Annotated in this window: 20 protein-coding genes; 1 reads left to right on the top strand and 19 read right to left on the bottom strand. The window is 62.9% G+C overall.

The features are described 5' to 3' along the window. Positions 1-151: 151 nt before the first annotated feature. From glmM to truA, 5 genes are all read right to left on the bottom strand, one after another. Positions 152-1,498, bottom strand: a complete 1,347-nt coding sequence (glmM, locus tag ACRQDJ_RS02525) for a phosphoglucosamine mutase (RefSeq protein WP_284904066.1) — start codon at positions 1,496-1,498, stop codon at positions 152-154. A gap of 374 nt (positions 1,499-1,872) precedes the next feature. Further along, on the bottom strand, positions 1,873-2,361 hold the full coding sequence (gene rpsI, locus ACRQDJ_RS02520) for a 30S ribosomal protein S9 (protein WP_016443070.1): 489 nt from the start codon (positions 2,359-2,361) through the stop codon (positions 1,873-1,875). A gap of 44 nt (positions 2,362-2,405) precedes the next feature. Continuing rightward, entirely contained in the window at positions 2,406-2,849 is a 444-nt protein-coding gene (gene rplM / locus ACRQDJ_RS02515; protein ID WP_087070545.1) for a 50S ribosomal protein L13, read from the bottom strand. 340 nt (positions 2,850-3,189) lie between these two features. Beyond that, on the bottom strand, positions 3,190-4,734 hold the full coding sequence (locus tag ACRQDJ_RS02510; protein ID WP_284904067.1) for an LssY C-terminal domain-containing protein: 1,545 nt from the start codon (positions 4,732-4,734) through the stop codon (positions 3,190-3,192). 120 nt (positions 4,735-4,854) lie between these two features. Further along, a complete protein-coding gene (truA, locus tag ACRQDJ_RS02505; RefSeq protein ID WP_284904068.1) occupies positions 4,855-5,730 on the bottom strand; it encodes a tRNA pseudouridine(38-40) synthase TruA in 876 nt (291 codons plus the stop codon). Positions 5,731-5,980: 250 nt separating this feature from the next. On the opposite strand from truA, the gene ACRQDJ_RS02500 reads away from it, so the two are divergent. Continuing rightward, a complete protein-coding gene (locus ACRQDJ_RS02500) occupies positions 5,981-6,751 on the top strand; it encodes an ROK family protein (RefSeq protein ID WP_284904133.1) in 771 nt (256 codons plus the stop codon). Positions 6,752-6,898: 147 nt separating this feature from the next. Here the strand turns inward: ACRQDJ_RS02500 and rplQ are convergent, their stop codons facing one another. From rplQ to rplF, 14 genes are all read right to left on the bottom strand, one after another. After that, positions 6,899-7,477: a 50S ribosomal protein L17 gene (rplQ, locus tag ACRQDJ_RS02495; protein WP_284904069.1), complete on the bottom strand. Its 579-nt coding sequence runs from the start codon at positions 7,475-7,477 to the stop codon at positions 6,899-6,901. A 29-nt stretch (positions 7,478-7,506) separates the two neighbouring features. Next, positions 7,507-8,508 carry a DNA-directed RNA polymerase subunit alpha gene (locus ACRQDJ_RS02490; RefSeq protein WP_026428269.1) on the bottom strand — a complete coding sequence of 334 codons (1,002 nt, stop codon included), beginning with the start codon at positions 8,506-8,508 and terminating at the stop codon, positions 7,507-7,509. A 188-nt stretch (positions 8,509-8,696) separates the two neighbouring features. Next, positions 8,697-9,107, bottom strand: coding sequence for a 30S ribosomal protein S11 (gene rpsK / locus ACRQDJ_RS02485; protein ID WP_016443077.1), 411 nt, complete (start codon positions 9,105-9,107; stop codon positions 8,697-8,699). Positions 9,108-9,136: 29 nt separating this feature from the next. Beyond that, positions 9,137-9,511 carry a 30S ribosomal protein S13 gene (rpsM, locus tag ACRQDJ_RS02480; protein WP_026428270.1) on the bottom strand — a complete coding sequence of 125 codons (375 nt, stop codon included), beginning with the start codon at positions 9,509-9,511 and terminating at the stop codon, positions 9,137-9,139. A gap of 126 nt (positions 9,512-9,637) precedes the next feature. Beyond that, entirely contained in the window at positions 9,638-9,754 is a 117-nt protein-coding gene (gene rpmJ / locus ACRQDJ_RS02475) for a 50S ribosomal protein L36 (RefSeq protein ID WP_016443079.1), read from the bottom strand. Positions 9,755-9,773: 19 nt separating this feature from the next. Then, positions 9,774-9,995 carry a translation initiation factor IF-1 gene (gene infA, locus ACRQDJ_RS02470; RefSeq protein WP_016443080.1) on the bottom strand — a complete coding sequence of 74 codons (222 nt, stop codon included), beginning with the start codon at positions 9,993-9,995 and terminating at the stop codon, positions 9,774-9,776. 267 nt (positions 9,996-10,262) lie between these two features. Continuing rightward, positions 10,263-11,087, bottom strand: a complete 825-nt coding sequence (gene map, locus ACRQDJ_RS02465; protein WP_435717762.1) for a type I methionyl aminopeptidase — start codon at positions 11,085-11,087, stop codon at positions 10,263-10,265. 8 nt (positions 11,088-11,095) lie between these two features. Beyond that, positions 11,096-11,671 (bottom strand): adenylate kinase, encoded by a 576-nt coding sequence (locus ACRQDJ_RS02460; protein WP_435717761.1) that lies wholly within the window; start codon positions 11,669-11,671, stop codon positions 11,096-11,098. Positions 11,672-11,742: 71 nt separating this feature from the next. Further along, positions 11,743-13,038 carry a preprotein translocase subunit SecY gene (gene secY / locus ACRQDJ_RS02455; protein ID WP_016443083.1) on the bottom strand — a complete coding sequence of 432 codons (1,296 nt, stop codon included), beginning with the start codon at positions 13,036-13,038 and terminating at the stop codon, positions 11,743-11,745. 300 nt (positions 13,039-13,338) lie between these two features. Continuing rightward, entirely contained in the window at positions 13,339-13,815 is a 477-nt protein-coding gene (gene rplO / locus ACRQDJ_RS02450; protein WP_087070541.1) for a 50S ribosomal protein L15, read from the bottom strand. Beyond that, entirely contained in the window at positions 13,815-13,997 is a 183-nt protein-coding gene (gene rpmD, locus ACRQDJ_RS02445) for a 50S ribosomal protein L30 (RefSeq protein ID WP_026428275.1), read from the bottom strand. The genes rplO and rpmD overlap by 1 nt, the downstream gene beginning before the upstream one ends. Beyond that, a complete protein-coding gene (rpsE, locus tag ACRQDJ_RS02440; protein ID WP_026428276.1) occupies positions 13,997-14,701 on the bottom strand; it encodes a 30S ribosomal protein S5 in 705 nt (234 codons plus the stop codon). The genes rpmD and rpsE overlap by 1 nt, the downstream gene beginning before the upstream one ends. Positions 14,702-14,724: 23 nt before the next feature. Beyond that, positions 14,725-15,096 carry a 50S ribosomal protein L18 gene (gene rplR, locus ACRQDJ_RS02435; protein WP_016443087.1) on the bottom strand — a complete coding sequence of 124 codons (372 nt, stop codon included), beginning with the start codon at positions 15,094-15,096 and terminating at the stop codon, positions 14,725-14,727. Next, a complete protein-coding gene (gene rplF, locus ACRQDJ_RS02430) occupies positions 15,096-15,632 on the bottom strand; it encodes a 50S ribosomal protein L6 (protein ID WP_284904074.1) in 537 nt (178 codons plus the stop codon). The genes rplR and rplF overlap by 1 nt, the downstream gene beginning before the upstream one ends. Between the last annotated feature and the right edge of the window lie 17 nt (positions 15,633-15,649).

The following is a 15,649-nucleotide window of genomic DNA, read 5'->3' as shown; positions in this document are numbered from 1 at the left end:
GTTGAAACGGTTGGTGCGGACGTTGAAGAAGTACCGCTCGTTCACGCTTGAGGTCGGCGGGCAGGTCGTTCATGCTCGCACCCCGCTGCCGGCGGATGTGGCCGTGCTTATCGAGTCACTGCCAAAGTCGCACTAAATGAGCCAAGTCAGGTTATAACGCGAGGTTTGTGGCGACCACGTCCGCGAGTTCATGGGCCACGGCATCTGCCTCCTCCTGGGTGGCGGCCTCGACCATGACGCGCACCAGCGGCTCGGTACCCGAGGGGCGCAGCAGCACCCGGCCGGTCTCCCCTAGGCGTTCCTCGGCCTCGCGGACCGCGCGCTGGACCTGCTCGTTTGTGGAGGCCGCGGCTTTATCCACATTCGGCACATTGACGAGGATTTGCGGGAGGCGGGTGACCACGCTCGCGAGTTCACGCAGGCTGCGCCCGGATGCCGCGACCTGTTGGGCGAGGAGCAGGCTGGTGAGGGAGCCGTCGCCGGTGGTGGCTTTTTCGAGGGAGATGACGTGGCCGGATTGTTCGCCGCCCAGGCTGTAGCCCCCGCGGCGCATTTCTTCGAGGACGTAGCGGTCCCCCACCCCGGTTTGGATCGTGCGCACGCCGTGCTCCTTCATGGCCAGGAGCAGGCCGAGGTTGGACATGACTGTGACGACGAGGGTGTCTTTCGCGAGTTTGCCGGCGTCTTTGAGGGCGAGGGCGAGGATCGCCATGATTTGATCGCCGTCCACGAGCTCGCCTTCGTGATCGACCGCGAGGCAGCGGTCCGCGTCGCCGTCGAAAGCCACTCCGAAATCGGCGCCGTTATCGACGACCGCGCGCTGGAGGGCTTCCGGGTGGGTGGAGCCGCAGCCGTCGTTGATGTTGTATCCGGAAGGATCGGCGTTAATAACAATAACCTTCGCTCCCGCGCGGCGCAGCGCCTCGGGGGCGATAGCGGAGGTGGCGCCGTTCGCGCAATCGGTCACGATGGTCAGGCCGTCCAGCCGGGTGGTGATCGCGGTGGTGAGGTGGTCGAGGTAGAGGCGATCCCCGAATTCCGCGGTATCGCTAATGCGGCCAATGCCGGCACCGGTGGGGCGGCCCCAGTCCGTGCCGAGGAGTTCTTCGATTTCGTCTTCGAGGCTGTCTTCGAGTTTGAAGCCGCCTTTGGCGAAGAATTTAATGCCGTTGTCCTGCATGGGGTTGTGGGACGCGGAGATCATGACGCCCAGGTCATAGCCTCCTTCCGCGGTGAGGAAGGCGATGCCGGGGGTGGGGATAACATCCACGTGTTCCACGTCCACTCCGGCGCCGGCGAGCCCGGCCGCTACCGCCTGGGACAGCATCCCGCCCGAGACGCGCGAATCCTGGCCGATGACCGCGCGCGGGCGGCCCTCCCCGTCGAATTCGCGGGTGAGGACCCGGGCGGCGGCCTCACCCAATTTCACAGCGAGGTCCGCCGTGAGCGCGCGGTTTGCGAGTCCGCGGACGCCGTCTGTTCCAAAAAGTCGTGGCATTACTCAGCCTTTCGCCGGGGCGCGGCCGGTGCCGCGCCACATGTGCTTCCCTCTGTTCTTACTTCGCCCGCGGGCCAGGAACCGGGGCGGCTGTGGAGCTTGTTGAAGCTAGCCGCTCTGGCTGACACCGCGGGTGCGCTGTGTTCTACTGTAACGCGCGCGGCCGGCCGGCGGAAAAAGGAACGCGGGGTGGACGCGTGATGGCCAAAGGGTGAAAGGCGAACGGGGCGCGGGGCACAGGGCACGGCGAACCGCAAACCGAGAACCGCAAACCGAGCACACCCACCCCGCGCACATACAACAAGGGAGGCCCCGAATGGGACCTCCCTTGTAAAAACTGAGCGCTGCGCCGAAATGGCGCATAGCCCCGAAGCTTAACGCTTGGAGAACTGCGAAGCCTTGCGGGCCTTCTTCAGGCCGGCCTTCTTGCGTTCCACCGCGCGAGCATCGCGGGTGAGGTAACCGGCCTTCTTGAGGGCCGGGCGATTCGCTTCGCGGTCAATTTCGTTGAGGGCGCGGGCGATGCCAAGACGCAGCGCACCGGCCTGGCCGGAAATGCCACCGCCGTTGATACGGGCGATAACATCGAAACGGCCTTCGAGATCAAGCAGGGTGAAGGGGGACTTCACGAGCTGCTGATGGATTTTGTTGGGGAAGTAATCGGCCAGGTCGCGGCCGTTCACCTTCCATTCCCCGGAGCCGGGGACGAGCCGGACGCGGGCAACGGCTTCCTTGCGGCGGCCGAGTGCCTGACCCGGGACAGCGGCGGATACACCCTGACCGACCTTGGGGGTTTCGGTCTCTGTGGTGTAGGAGCCGCTGAACTCCTCCTCCACCTGGGTGTCAATTTGAGTTTCTGACATTGATGTAAATCCTGTTCCGAAAAAAGCGGCCGAACGCGACTCGCTTATTGGGCGATCTTCTTCAGCTCGTAAGGTTCGGGCTTCTGAGCTCCGTGCGGATGCTCAGCGCCGGCGAAAACCTTCAGCTTCTTCAGCTGCTGGCGGCCGAGAGATGTGTGCGGAAGCATGCCGCGCACCGCCTTAATAACGGCCTGCTCGGGATTCGAGGCAAGGAGTTCGGCGTACGAGGTGGCCTTAAGGCCCCCCGGGTAACCGGAATGCCGGTAAGCCATCTTCTGCGTTGCCTTGCTTCCCGTGAGGGTCACCTTGCTCGCATTCGTGATAATAACGAAATCGCCGGTATCCATGTGAGGAGCAAAATTCGGTTTGTGCTTCCCACGGAGCAGGGCGGCAACCTGAGCTGCCAAACGCCCGAGGACAACATCGGTGGCGTCAATGATGTACCACTTCTTCTCAATGTCGCCGGGCTTAGGAGTGTACGTGCGCACGTGCGTAGCCTTCGTTTCTGATATTGGTTCCGAACATCCGCCGTGGTGGCGGGCGAAACCGTAACGGTCAAAAGTTAGATGTGCCCTTCACAGCGCGCGACGAGTGGGAATAAGCATCGCGCCGATGGTATGGACAACAACGCTCTATCATACCCGTAGCGCCTATGCCGGTCAAAGCTTTGCCGGCGCTGTGAGGTACTCCACCGGCGCTTCCGCGCGGGAAAGTACGACGACGCCGCACCGGCCCGCCGCCTCACTTTCCCGCGCGCCGCGGCAGTTCGGGTGGGAGCTAAAGAAGCGCGGGTGGGAGCTAAAGAAGCGGGCATGACAGGATCGGGTATTACAGGATTGGGGTGGGCAGATCCACCACGGGTTCGGCCCGGCCTTCTGTGACCCACAGGCGCACATGCGGTGCGGTGATTGCCAGCACCACCAGCACCGAGATCCCGGCCGGGTACATGGCCGCGGTTTCCCCCGTGGTTGCAAGCAATAGGTAGAGCAGCGCAATACCCGCTTCGCAGGCGAGGAAGAGCACCCAGGCCACCCGGGAATGGTTGGCCACCCCGAACAGGAGCAGCAGCATAACCAGGTAGAGCACCACATCTACCGCGGAAGCCGGGAGCATATCGGTGACCAGCGCGGCCCCCAGCAGCACCGTGATCGCCACGGCGGAAAAGAGCAGAGCCCCGGGCGGGACGCGGTGTTCGGCCGCGGTGCGCGCCAGCTCGGTGGCCTTTTCTGCCATAGCACTGGAATTGCGCCACCCCGGCTTGCCCGCCGGGCCAGCGTGCCGGCGCCGGCCCGGGTATCCCGAACCCCGCCGGCCCGCGCGCGGATGGCCAGAGCGCCCGCGGCCCGGCAGCGCCGTCGTACCATTACCGGAACCACGCTCACCACGCGTTCCCTCACCGTACGTTCCCTCCGCATCGGGGAAGCTCTCCTCTACGCCCTCTTCCAGACGCGCGGCCGCGCCGGTGACATCGAGGATGGGAAGATCGCCGTCGGTTTGAATCTCATCCCCGCCGCCGTTACGCGAGCTATAGGCGTTGAAATACTGCTCGATCACGCTCACGTGGCTATCGGGATCCGCGTAACGCACCGTATTGATAATGAAATCCCGCTCGGCATCAATATTCGGATCGATTTTGTGGGTGAATTGCCCGGTGAAAATGGATAGCCCCACGCTGCGATCAAAGGTTCCGGCCGCGAGCCAGGTGATGCGTTCCCCGCCCGGGAGCGTCCAATCCGGCGGGCAGCGCCAAAAGCGTACGTGGTGGCGCCGGGCCGCATTGCCATCCACTTCCTGCTGGTAGGCGAATTCCTGTTTTCGAGAAAACAAATACAGATCGGAGACCGGCGCCGAAGGATAGGAGCGGCGCAGCACCGCGGCCACGATAATGCGCCAAGAAGTGCGGAAAGTAACGGGTTCGGCTTCGATCCAGCCCGCGGCCCGCATGGCGGCGTGAATATCCGCTTCGCTGCCCTCCCAGCCGATATTGACCGGGTCCCCGAGGATGCCGTCCGCAGTTTTGGTGCGCCCGAAGAAATAATCCGGCACATACATCAGCGAAAACAGCTGGTGCAGGCGCGGGAAAGCGAAATACGCCGCGAGCGCCCAAAATACCAGCAGGTGGAGCCACCACAGCGGTTGCCCGGGAAGCCCGCGCAGCAAAAGCAGCACGGCCAGCCAGAAACTATAAATCAGGGCGACGACGACGAACAGGCCCGCCAATACCGCATACAAAGGGAAGCCGCGCCGCAGCCGCTGCCGGGGCAGGCGGGTATAGGCGGGCGGGCGCGCGGGGACTGGCCAGCGCTGATCAGCGCTGTGCCGCACCGAGAGCACCGGCGTTGTTTGCCCGACATCGCTTTGTTCCTGAGTCACGCCTCGATTTTACTCGGAGCCTACGACACATTAAATCGGCCTGAATTGACGATGCTCGTCACGCGGGGAGCAGCGGGGGTACGTTTCGCCGCGCCGAGCTTGCGCAATGGTAGCGCCCGGCTAATCCTCGAGCAGGGTGCGGATGGCCCGGGATGCCGCGGCGCGCGCGGCCCACTGGCTCGGTTCGGGATAATTCACTTTTTCCAGGGTGAGGGGATGGGGCGGGGCCACCACCACCTCGCCGTCGCGGCTCGCTTCGCGCAGGCGCCGGAGTGGCCAGGCGGCGTCGCGCTGCCCCTCGCCCACCCGGAGCAGCGAGCCGACCAGGGTCCGCACCATGGAATGGCAAAAAGCATCGGCCACCGCGTGGATGGTTACTAGCTCGCCTTCTTCAGCCACGTCCAGAGCCAGGAGCTCGCGGACCGTCGTCGCTCCCGGGCGCGGTTTGCAATAGGAGAGGAAATCGTGTTCGCCCAGGAGGGAGGCCGCGGCCTCCCTCATCGCGTTGAGGTCGAGCGGGCCGGCCAGCCAGAGGACGTCGCGTCGTCGTAAGGGATCAAAGTGACCCACCGCAATGCGGTACGTGTATTCGCGCGAAACCGCGGAAAAACGGGCGTCGAAATCGGGGGAAACTTCGCGGGCGCTGTGGAGCACAATATCGGCACTCCCTCGCGGTCCGCCCGCACCCCGCGCGAGCAGGCCCTGCACGCGCCGCACCAGCACCCGGGTGGGGTCATCTTGAGAGCGCCCCGCCACCGCAGCAAGAGCCGTGCGCGGCACATCCATATGAGCGACCTGCCCGCGGGCATGCACCCCGGCGTCGGTGCGCCCGGCAACGGTGAGGGCGACCGGCACGCGCAGCACCGTGGCGAGGGCTTCGGTGAGAGTGCCTTCCACGGTGCGCAGGCCGGGCTGCGCCGCCCAACCGTGAAATTCAGTACCGTCGTAGGAAAGATCAAGCCGAAGCCGAAGGTTTTGCGCTAGCGTGTCACTCATGGATCCAGTTTCCCACGCCGAGCCCTCCGCCCGCATACCCGCGAGCCGCGCGCCAGAAGGCCGCGGGCTCGAGGGGCACGTAGCCGAGGCCTGTGTAGCCGAGGCCTGTGTAGCCGAGGGCCGTGCACTCGAAAGCGAAGAGCCGGCCCTCCCACTCGGGACCGCGCCACTGTACGCGAGTGCACCCAGCCCGGAGGACGCCGCGAACGCCACCACCGCGGCCGCTGTTTCCGGGCCGCGCACTTTCGCGGTGGATTGCGGCGGGGGCGGTATCAAAACGGCGCTGCTGGACGCGGCCGGCACCCAGATCGGGCCGGCCCGGCGCACCCCGGTCCGCTACCCCTTCTCCCCCGCGGCCCTGGAAAATATCATTGCCGCGGATGCCGCCGCACTGCGCGCCGAGGGCTGCGATTTTGAGCGCCTCACGGTAGGAATGCCGGGGATGCTCCGCCACGGCGTGGTGGTTTATACCCCGCATTACATTCGCCGTGCCGGCCCGCACACCCGCCTCGACCCGGAGATGGAGGCCGCCTGGAACGGCCTGGATATTCGCGCCGCACTCACCACGCGTTTTTCCCGGTCCACCCTGGTGCTCAACGACGCTGAAGTAGCCGCCGCCGCAACCGTGACCGGCCAGGGCCTGGAAGTGGTGCTCACCTTCGGAACCGGGCTGGGCAATGCCATTGTTGATAACGGGGTTCTGGCTCCCCACCTGGAGTTTTCGCATGCCCCGCTGCGCTGGGGCCTCACCTATGATGATGTGATCGGCGAAATTGAGCGCATCCGCCTGGGCGATGCCGCGTGGAGCCGCCAGGTGGCCCGCGCTATTGAGTCCCTCTACCCGGTGATCCGCTGGGACACCCTCTACCTCGGGGGCGGCAACGCGGCGCGCATCACCGAGAGCGTGCGCGAACGCTTGAGCGGTTCGGTGGTCTTTATTCCGAATGCCGCCGGGATGAGTGGCGGGGTGCGCGCTTGGGATCTGGTGGCCGCTTCCGAGCGGGCTCGTGCGGAACAGTAGCCCCGCTCCCCGCAGGCAACAGTAGCCCTGCGTCCTGCGGGCAGCGAAAAGGGCTCCGGAAACTCACGTTTCCGAAGCCCTTCTCTCAAGCTTCCCGGCGGTTCGGTTTACTCACGTGACCGAACCAACCGCAGGCGCTTCTCTGGCTTACTTAGCTTCTTCGGCCTTCTCGGCCTCCGCAGCTTCGTCCGCGCTGGGAGCCGATTCCGCAGATTCGGCGCTTTCCGCAGATTCAGCAGATTCCGCAGACTCCGCGCTTTCGGCCGACTCAGCGGATTCCGCGGATTCAGCCGACTCGGCTTCTTCCGCGGCAGCGGCGCGCTCGGCGGCCTTTTCCGCTTCCTTGACAACGGCCTGCTTCGGGGAAACCTTCTCGGTCACCAGCGAAATAACGGCCATCGGGGTGTTATCACCGCGGCGGTTGCCCACCTTGGTGATGCGGGTGTAGCCACCCTCGCGTTCCGCGAAGAGCGGGGCGAGTTCCTCGAAGAGGATGTAGGCGGTTTCACGATCGCCCAGCACCTTGAGGGCCAGGCGGCGATTGTGGGTATCACCCTTCTTCGCCTTCGTGATGAGCTTTTCGATATGGGGACGCACCGCGCGAGCCTTCGCTTCGGTGGTCTTAATCGACGTGTGATGAATAAGTTCCTTGCACAGGTTGGCAAGAATCTTGCGCTGGTGGGCGGGGCTACCGCCGAGGCGCGGACCCTTGGTGGGCTTAGGCATTGTCTACTCCTAGTAAATTATGTGGCTGCTCAGGCCTGAGAATCGTCGCTGAACTGCATCCCGAAATCATCGAATCCGCCACCGAGGAAGCTCGATCCGGAATCCTTGAGGCTCAGGTCCATCTTCGCCAGTTCATCCTTGACATCATCGATGGACTTCGCCCCGAAGTTGCGAATATCGAGCAGGTCGGCTTCCGAGCGCTGCACCAGTTCCCCAATGGTGTGGATACCTTCGCGCTGCAGGCAGTTCTGGGAACGTGCGGGCAGGTTGAGGATGGTGATCGGGCGCTGCAGATCCGAGGAGCGCTGCTCGGTGACCGGTGCCGGACCAATTTCGATGCCTTCGGCTTCGTCATTGAGATCCACGGCCAGGCCGAAGAGCTCCACGAGGGTCTTGCCGGCAGAGGCGAGGGCGTCCCGCGGGGTCGTCGATTCCTTGGTTTCCACATCCACCACGAGGCGATCAAAGTCGGTGCGCTGTTCCACACGGGTGGCTTCCACCTTGTAGGAAACCTTGAGCACCGGCGAGTAGATCGAGTCAATCGGAATGCGGCCGATCTCATCGTTATCGCCCTTGTTGAGAGCCGCGGAAACGTAGCCGCGCCCGCGTTCAACCGTGAGGTCGATTTCGAGCTTGCCCTTGTCATTGAGGGTGGCGATATGCAGATCCTGGTTGAGGATCTCCACGCCCGCCGGCGGGGTGATATCCGCGGCGGTCACTTCGCCCGGGCCCGTCTTCCGCAGGTACATGAGGACCGGTTCGTCGTTATCCGAGGAGACAACAAGTTCCTTGAGGTTGAGGATGATTTCCGCAACATCTTCCTTCACACCGGGAATGGTGGAGAACTCATGGAGCACCCCATCGATGCGGATCGAGGTGACCGCAGCACCGGGAATGGAGGACAGCAGGGTACGGCGCAGGGAATTACCCAGCGTGTACCCGAATCCGGGTTCGAGCGGTTCGAGGACGAACCGGGACCGGAATTCGGAGATCTTCTCTTCACTCAGAACGGGACGTTGTGCAATAAGCACGATTCTTTCCTTTCCGCAAACAACCGCTATATGAGGTTTGCGTAGCCTCGCGAAACTCCGTCTGTCCGCGAGGTTCGGGCGCGGCTTTTCCTGTCAAAGCCCGCGCCCTGGGAGGGGTGCCGCAGCGGCCGGTGCCGCTGCGGGCGGCGTCGTACCTACAAAGGCGACGCCGCTGCACCGCGCCGCTACTAGACGCGACGGCGCTTGGGCGGGCGGCACCCGTTGAAGGCCTGCGGAGTCACATCGGAAATGGAGGTGACTTCCAGCCCGGAGGCGGTCAGGGAACGGATCGCGGTTTCGCGCCCGGAACCCGGACCCTTGACGAACACATCAACCTTCTTCATGCCCTGTTCCATGGCCTGACGCGCGGCGTTTTCCGCGGCGAGCTGCGCGGCGTAGGGAGTCGACTTACGCGAGCCCTTGAAGCCAACCATCCCGGAGGACGCGGAAGCGATCACCGCACCGGTGGGATCGGTGATGGACACGATGGTGTTATTGAAGGTGGACTTAATGTGGGCCTGACCCACGGTGACATTACGACGCTGATTGCGACGCGGACGGCGCGCACCGGCGTTAGCAGAACGAGTCTGACGAGCCATAATCTATTTCTCCTGAACTACGACGAAGCCTACTTGGCCTTCTTCTTACCGGCCACGGTGCGCTTGGGGCCCTTGCGGGTGCGCGCGTTGGTCTTGGTGCGCTGCCCGTGCACGGGCAAGCCGCGACGGTGACGCAGGCCCTGGTACGAACCGATTTCGATCTTGCGGCGAATATCGGCCTGGACTTCGCGGCGCAGGTCGCCTTCAACCTTGTAGTTCTCGTCGATATGGTTCTTGAGTTTCACCAGATCGTCTTCAGTGAGATCACGCACGCGGGTATCCGGGTTCACCCCGGTAGCGGCGAGGGTCTCGTGGGCGCGGGTGCGTCCAATGCCAAAAATGTAAGTGAGCGCGATCTCAATCCGCTTTTCGCGGGGGAGATCAACGCCGGAGAGACGTGCCAATTTCTTAGCTCCCTTAGTTATGCCGGAGGTGTCGGGCACTGCTGTTCCCACGGGTCTCTAATCCGTGAGCCCCGGCCTCCGGACCGGGGGTTGCCTTGCGGCTAACAGTGCTGGTGCAACGGGGCTTTAGCCCTGACGCTGCTTATGGCGCGGATTCGAGCTGCAGATCACCATGACGCGACCGTGGCGCCGAATGACCTTGCAGTTATCGCAAATGCGCTTAACGCTCGGCTTGACCTTCATGAATAACTTTCCTTGTTGATCACTTGTAGCGGTAGACAATCCGCCCGCGGTTCAGGTCATAGGGCGTGAGCTCTACAACCACCCGATCCTCGGGCAGGATACGAATGTAGTGCTGACGCATTTTGCCGGAAATATGGGCCAGAACTTCGTGCCCGTTTTCCAGCTCGACCTTGAACATCGCGTTGGGCAGCGCTTCGATCACGCTACCTTCAACTTCGATGACGCCGTCTTTCTTCGCCATGTTCCTCGCTAACAGTGTTGCCCGCACCGGATTGTGCGGGACATCAAAATCGGTGCGCAAGCGTGCGCCATATGGGCACACGGCACCGACGTTCAATACTACTGCACGAAGCCGCCCCTACGTAAGGGGCGGCAGCGATGTTATGGGTCACGTGTAGCGCGGGAATTGCGCCGGGAACGGTTGTGCGCGGCGCGCTTTTAGTACGACGGCGCAGCTGCGGCGCGTGGGTTCGTAGCCCTGCACCGCGCTATTAGTACGACGACGCAGCTAGTCCCCGAGGGGAACCGGCACCACACCGTACTTCGCAAGGCGGGCCGCTCCCCCATCGGGCTCATTGAGCACCCAAATACCGCCGGCGTGCTTCGCGATTTGGCTTTCCCAATGGCAGGCATCCTGGCCATCCGCAGTTTTGACCGTCCAGCCATCGGCCAGGGTGATGTTCTCCTGGGAGCCGGCGGTAAGAATCGGTTCGATGCACAGCACCATGCCGGCCTTGAGCCGGGGCCCGCGCCCGCGGGTGCGGTAATTGAAGACCGTGGGGTCTTCGTGCATGGCCCGCCCAATGCCGTGCCCGGTGAATTCTTCCACGATGCCCGGTTCGGGATCTTGGGATACCACGAAATCGTCAATGGCTGCCCCGATATCGGAGACGAATTTGCCGGTGGCCATCGCGGCGATACCCACCCACATGGATTCTTCCGTAATATCGGAGAGCCGCTGGCGGGCGGCCATCTGCTTCTCATCCCCACCCGGAAGAACAATGGAGAAACAGGAATCCCCATTCCAGCCGTTGAGGAGTGCCCCGCAGTCAAAGGAAACCAGGTCCCCCGGCTTGAGGATTTCCTCTTCGCTGGGGATACCGTGCACCACGGTGTTATTCACCGAGATGCAGGTCTGGGCCGGGTAATCGTAATACCCGTAAAAATTCGAGACGGCCCCGTGTGCCTCCAAGACGGCCTTGGCGCGCTGGTCGAGCTGCGCCGTCGACATTCCGGCTTTCACGTGGGCGCGCAAGTCATCGTGAATCGCGCGCACCACGAGCGCGGCCTGGCGCATGCCCAGGATATCCGCCTCGCTGCGAAGATTAATCATCGGTACGCCTACCGGCCCAGGAAATCGCGCAGCGCGGTATCAATCGCGGCGGCGACTTCCTCCACGGTGCCCAGGCCATTGACGGAGACCACGAGGCCGCGGCTGGCGTAAGCGTCGATAATCGGCTTGGTGGTGGCGTGGTAAACCTCGATGCGGTGGCGGATAACATCCTCGGTATCGTCGGCGCGGCCCTGCTCAAGAGCGCGCCCGAGGAGGCGCTGGACCACCACGTCGTCGTCGGCCTGCAGTTCCACCACGGCGTCCACGTTCTTCTCACCGAGCATGGTATCCAGAGCGCTTACCTGATCAAGATTGCGCGGGTAACCATCGAGGAGGAAACCGGCGGCCGCATCGGCTTCGCCCAGGCGCTCCTCCACCATCTGGTTCGTCACGGAATCGGGAACCAGCTCGCCCTTTTCCGAATAGGAGGCCGCCAGGCGCCCGAGTTCATCCTGAGCCTTGGCGTGCGCGCGGAACAGGTCACCGGTGGAAATCGCCGGGATACCGTAGCGCTGCGCAATACCGGCCGCCTGGGTGCCTTTGCCCGCGCCCGGGGGGCCAACCAAAATAAAACGTACTGACATGAGTGGCACCTTTCTGTGTTATCGATGCGGAGCGCCCGCGCGCCCCGCCGGAAAGAAGGGGCGAGGCCGCGCTAGCGGATACCGCCGAGGAAGCCTTCGTAGTGGCGCTGCTGGAGCTGTGCGTTGATGTCCTTGACGGTCTGGAGGCCCACACCCACCAGAATCATGATGGAGGTACCGCCGAAGCCGGACTGTACGATGCCGAGCGCGCTGAAGAGCAGCAGCGGGATGAGGGCCACGATGGTGAGGTAGGTGGCACCCACCCAGGTGAGGCGATTCGACACAAAGTGGAGGTAATCCGCGGTGGGTTTGCCGGCGCGCACATTCGGAATGAAGCCGCCGTACTTCTTCATATTGTCCGCCACTTCGTCCGTATCGAAAGCGATGGAGGTGTAGAAGAAGGTGAAAGCGAAGGTGAGAAGCGCGTAGGTGAGGATATAGGCCCAGCCATTGTGCTGGAAGTTGCGCTGGATCCAGACCACCCACGAAGAGTTCTGATTCCCGAAGGTGGAAATCATGGTGGGGAGCATGAGGATCGAGGAGGCGAAGATCACCGGGATAACGTTCGCCATATTGATCTTGATGGGCAGGTAGGTGGTGGACCCGCCGTAGGTGCGCCGGCCGATCACGCGCTTGGCGTACTGAACCGGAATGCGGCGCTGGGATTGCTCCACGAAAGTAACAACCAGGGTGATGAGCGCGAAGACCACGATCACGATGAGAAGGGTGCCGATGCCGTGCCCGGCGTAGATCTGGCCCATCATCGAGGGGAAGCCGGCGCAGATACCGGTGAAGATAAGGATGGACATACCGTTGCCCACCCCGCGTTCGGTGATGAGTTCGGCCATCCACATGATGAGGCCGGTGCCGGCCGTCATGGCGAGGATGGTCATGGTGTAGGTCCACCAGGTGGCATTCGGGATCACCGGTTCTTTACACCCGGCGAAAAGCGTGAAGTTCGCGGTGGCCACCACCACCGAGGACTGGAGCAGGCCCAGGCCGATGGTGAGGTAGCGGGTGTATTCCGTCAGCTTCGCGGTACCCGACTGGCCCTGCTTATGCAGTTCCTGGAAACGCGGGATGACCACGCGCAGCAGCTGCACAATAATCGAGGCCGTAATATAGGGCATAATTCCGAGGGCGAAAACGGAGAGCTGCATCATCGCACCACCTGAGAACAGGTTGAGCATATCGATGAGATCCTGCGCGCCCGACTGCTGCGTGGTGCACTCCCGAATATTACTCAGGCTCACGAACGGAGCCGGGATGAAGCTGCCCAAGCGGTAAATCACCATAATCATCATGGTGAAAAGCAACTTGCGGCGCAGATCCGGGGTGCGGAAAGCAGCTGCGAAAGCCTTAATCAAGATTCCTCCTGATGGTGACGGATCGCGCGGGGCAGTCCGTTATCGTCGAGAACCGTCGGGTGACGGAAATGGGGACAAGCGTATTTTCTGGGAAAGTACGTACGACGGCGCACCGGCAGCTCTGCTTATTCGCCACTGAAAGCAATCTTTCCGCAGCAAAGCAATGCTTGAGCGGCGCTGCCTGCGCCCAGAAAAAAGCTCGCCCCCGCCATAATAGCGGGGACGAGCAAATTTCGCACTGTTCATCCACAGAGTGTGGGTGAGTGCTCAGTCAAACGGTGGCCCGCAGGCCAACGCGTATTACTTGGATTCGACCTGCGGCGCGGAGATGGAACCCCCGGCAGCTTCGATCTTTTCCTTAGCCGAATTCGACCACGCTTCCACTTCGACGTCGAGCTTGACGGAAATCTCACCGGTTCCGAGAACCTTGACCGGGGAGTTCTTGCGAACCGCGCCCTTGGCCACGAGATCCGCCGAGGTCACCTTCCCACCTTCGGGGAAGAGCTCGCCGAGCGCCGAAACGTTAATGACCTGGTATTCGACCCGGAACGGGTTCTTGAAACCGCGCAGCTTCGGAAGGCGCATATGCAGCGGCATCTGGCCACCTTCGAAACCGGGACGCACGGTATTACGTGCCCGGGTACCCTTGGTACCGCGACCGGACGTCTTACCCTTGGATCCTTCACCGCGACCAACGCGAATCTTCGCCTTGTTCGAACCCGGAGCCGGACGCAGGTCGTGCAGCTTAATGATGGAATCCTTTTCTGCTTCCGCCATTAGTCAACCTCCTCCACGGTAACGAGGTGAGCCACGGCGCGAACCATGCCCTTCACCTCGGGGGTATCCTCGCGCACAACGGACTGACCGATCTTGCGCAGACCGAGCGTGCGCAGGGTGTCCTTCTGGCGCTGGATCGCACCAACAACACCCTTCACCTGGGTGATCTTAAGATTTGCCATTACGCACCAACTCCCGCGGCCGCGGCCTCATTTTCCGCCTTAGCGGCTTCAGCCTCTTCGATCTCGCGTTCCTTGGCTTCCGCTTCGGCGCGGGCCCGCAGCATAGCTTCGGGAACAACGCGCTCGATGGGGAGCCCACGCCGGGCGGCAACCGCTTCGGGCTGCTCAAGCTGCTTGAGGGCAGCCACGGTGGCGTGCACGATATTGATCGCGTTCGAGGAACCGAGCGACTTGGAGAGCACATCGTGAATACCCGCGCACTCCATAATGGCGCGCACCGGACCGCCGGCGATCACGCCGGTACCGGGAGCGGCCGGGCGCAGCAGCACAACGCCGGCGGCGTCTTCGCCCTGCACCACGTGCGGGATGGTCCGCGCGATACGCGGGATGCGGAAGAAGTTCTTCTTCGCTTCCTCGGTACCCTTGGCGATAGCGGCGGGAACTTCGCGGGCCTTGCCGTAGCCGACACCCACGAGGCCGTTACCGTCACCCACCACCACGAGGGCGGTGAAGGACATCCGGCGGCCACCCTTGACCGTCTTCGCGACGCGGTTAATGGTCACCACGCGCTCGATATAAGCGTTCTTTTCTTCACCGCGACGGTTGTCACGGCGGTTCTCACGACGGTTATCGCGGCGGCCGCGACGACCTTCGTTGCGATTTTCCCGGCCGTTCTGGGCCGGATCCTGCTGCTCTGCAGCCATTTTCCTCTGCCTTTCCTCAGCCGTTAGAAATCGAGTCCTGCTTCGCGCGCACCTTCGGCGACAGCTGCAACGCGACCGTGGTACTGGTTGCCACCGCGGTCGAAGACCACGGCGCTGATACCAGCATCCTTGGCGCGCTGACCGACGCGTTCGCCGACCTTCCGCGCGATTTCTGTCTTGGTACCCTCCGCTTCGCGCAGGTCAGCCTCGTAGGACGAGGCAGCCGCGAGAGTGCGGCCCACGACGTCGTCGATAACCTGGGCGTAAATATGGCGGTTGGAACGCGAGACCACGAGACGCGGCCGCGCGGCGGTACCGGAAATACGCTTGCGCAACCGGAAGTGGCGGCGCGCACGAGCGATGTACTTGCCCTTGCCCTTGATGGTAACAGCCATCACTTACCAGCCTTTCCAGCCTTGCGACGAATAACTTCGTCCGCGTACTTGACACCCTTGCCCTTGTAGGGTTCGGGCTTACGAAGCTTGCGAATCTTCGCTGCGGTTTCACCCACGAGCTGCTTATCGATACCCGAGACTGTGAACTTGGTCGGGGTCGTCACCGTGAAAGTGATGCCTTCGGGAGCTTCGAAAAGAATCGTGTGGGAGTAGCCCAGCGAGAATTCCAGATCAGAACCCTTAGCGACGACGCGGTAACCGGTTCCGACGATTTCCATCGCCTTGGCGTACCCGTTGGTGACGCCCTCGATCATATTCGCGACGAGGGTGCGGGTCAGGCCGTGCAGCGAACGCGATTCGCGCTCGTCATTGGGCCGGGTCACCAGAACCGTATTGTCATCAACATTCACCGCGATCGGCTCGGCCACGGAGAGCGCGAGCTGACCCTTGGGGCCCTTGACGGTGACGTCCTGGCCGGAAACCGACACTTCAACGCCGCCGGGGATAGCGATGGGAAGCCTACCAATTCGAGACATTATTGCACCTACTTCCC

Origin of the sequence: Actinotignum urematis, from assembly GCF_051264595.1 — a bacterium.
Lineage (GTDB): Bacteria > Actinomycetota > Actinomycetes > Actinomycetales > Actinomycetaceae > Actinotignum > Actinotignum timonense_A.
The sequence above is the reverse complement of the archived record's forward strand: the minus strand, read 5'-3'. Positions and strand labels throughout refer to the sequence as shown.

Coding starts and splice junctions, on each gene's coding strand:
- glmM (WP_284904066.1), bottom strand. CDS start 1,498: ATGCCACGACTTTTTGGAACAGACGGCGTCCGCGGACTCGCAAACCGC.
- rpsI (WP_016443070.1), bottom strand. CDS start 2,361: ATGTCAGAAACTCAAATTGACACCCAGGTGGAGGAGGAGTTCAGCGGC.
- truA (WP_284904068.1), bottom strand. CDS start 5,730: ATGAGTGACACGCTAGCGCAAAACCTTCGGCTTCGGCTTGATCTTTCC.
- rplQ (WP_284904069.1), bottom strand. CDS start 7,477: ATGCCTAAGCCCACCAAGGGTCCGCGCCTCGGCGGTAGCCCCGCCCAC.
- rpsK (WP_016443077.1), bottom strand. CDS start 9,107: ATGGCTCGTCAGACTCGTTCTGCTAACGCCGGTGCGCGCCGTCCGCGT.
- rpmJ (WP_016443079.1), bottom strand. CDS start 9,754: ATGAAGGTCAAGCCGAGCGTTAAGCGCATTTGCGATAACTGCAAGGTC.
- infA (WP_016443080.1), bottom strand. CDS start 9,995: ATGGCGAAGAAAGACGGCGTCATCGAAGTTGAAGGTAGCGTGATCGAA.
- map (WP_435717762.1), bottom strand. CDS start 11,087: ATGATTAATCTTCGCAGCGAGGCGGATATCCTGGGCATGCGCCAGGCC.
- ACRQDJ_RS02460 (WP_435717761.1), bottom strand. CDS start 11,671: ATGTCAGTACGTTTTATTTTGGTTGGCCCCCCGGGCGCGGGCAAAGGC.
- rplO (WP_087070541.1), bottom strand. CDS start 13,815: ATGGCGGAAGCAGAAAAGGATTCCATCATTAAGCTGCACGACCTGCGT.
- rpmD (WP_026428275.1), bottom strand. CDS start 13,997: ATGGCAAATCTTAAGATCACCCAGGTGAAGGGTGTTGTTGGTGCGATC.
- rpsE (WP_026428276.1), bottom strand. CDS start 14,701: ATGGCTGCAGAGCAGCAGGATCCGGCCCAGAACGGCCGGGAAAATCGC.
- rplR (WP_016443087.1), bottom strand. CDS start 15,096: ATGGCTGTTACCATCAAGGGCAAGGGCAAGTACATCGCTCGTGCGCGC.
- rplF (WP_284904074.1), bottom strand. CDS start 15,632: ATGTCTCGAATTGGTAGGCTTCCCATCGCTATCCCCGGCGGCGTTGAA.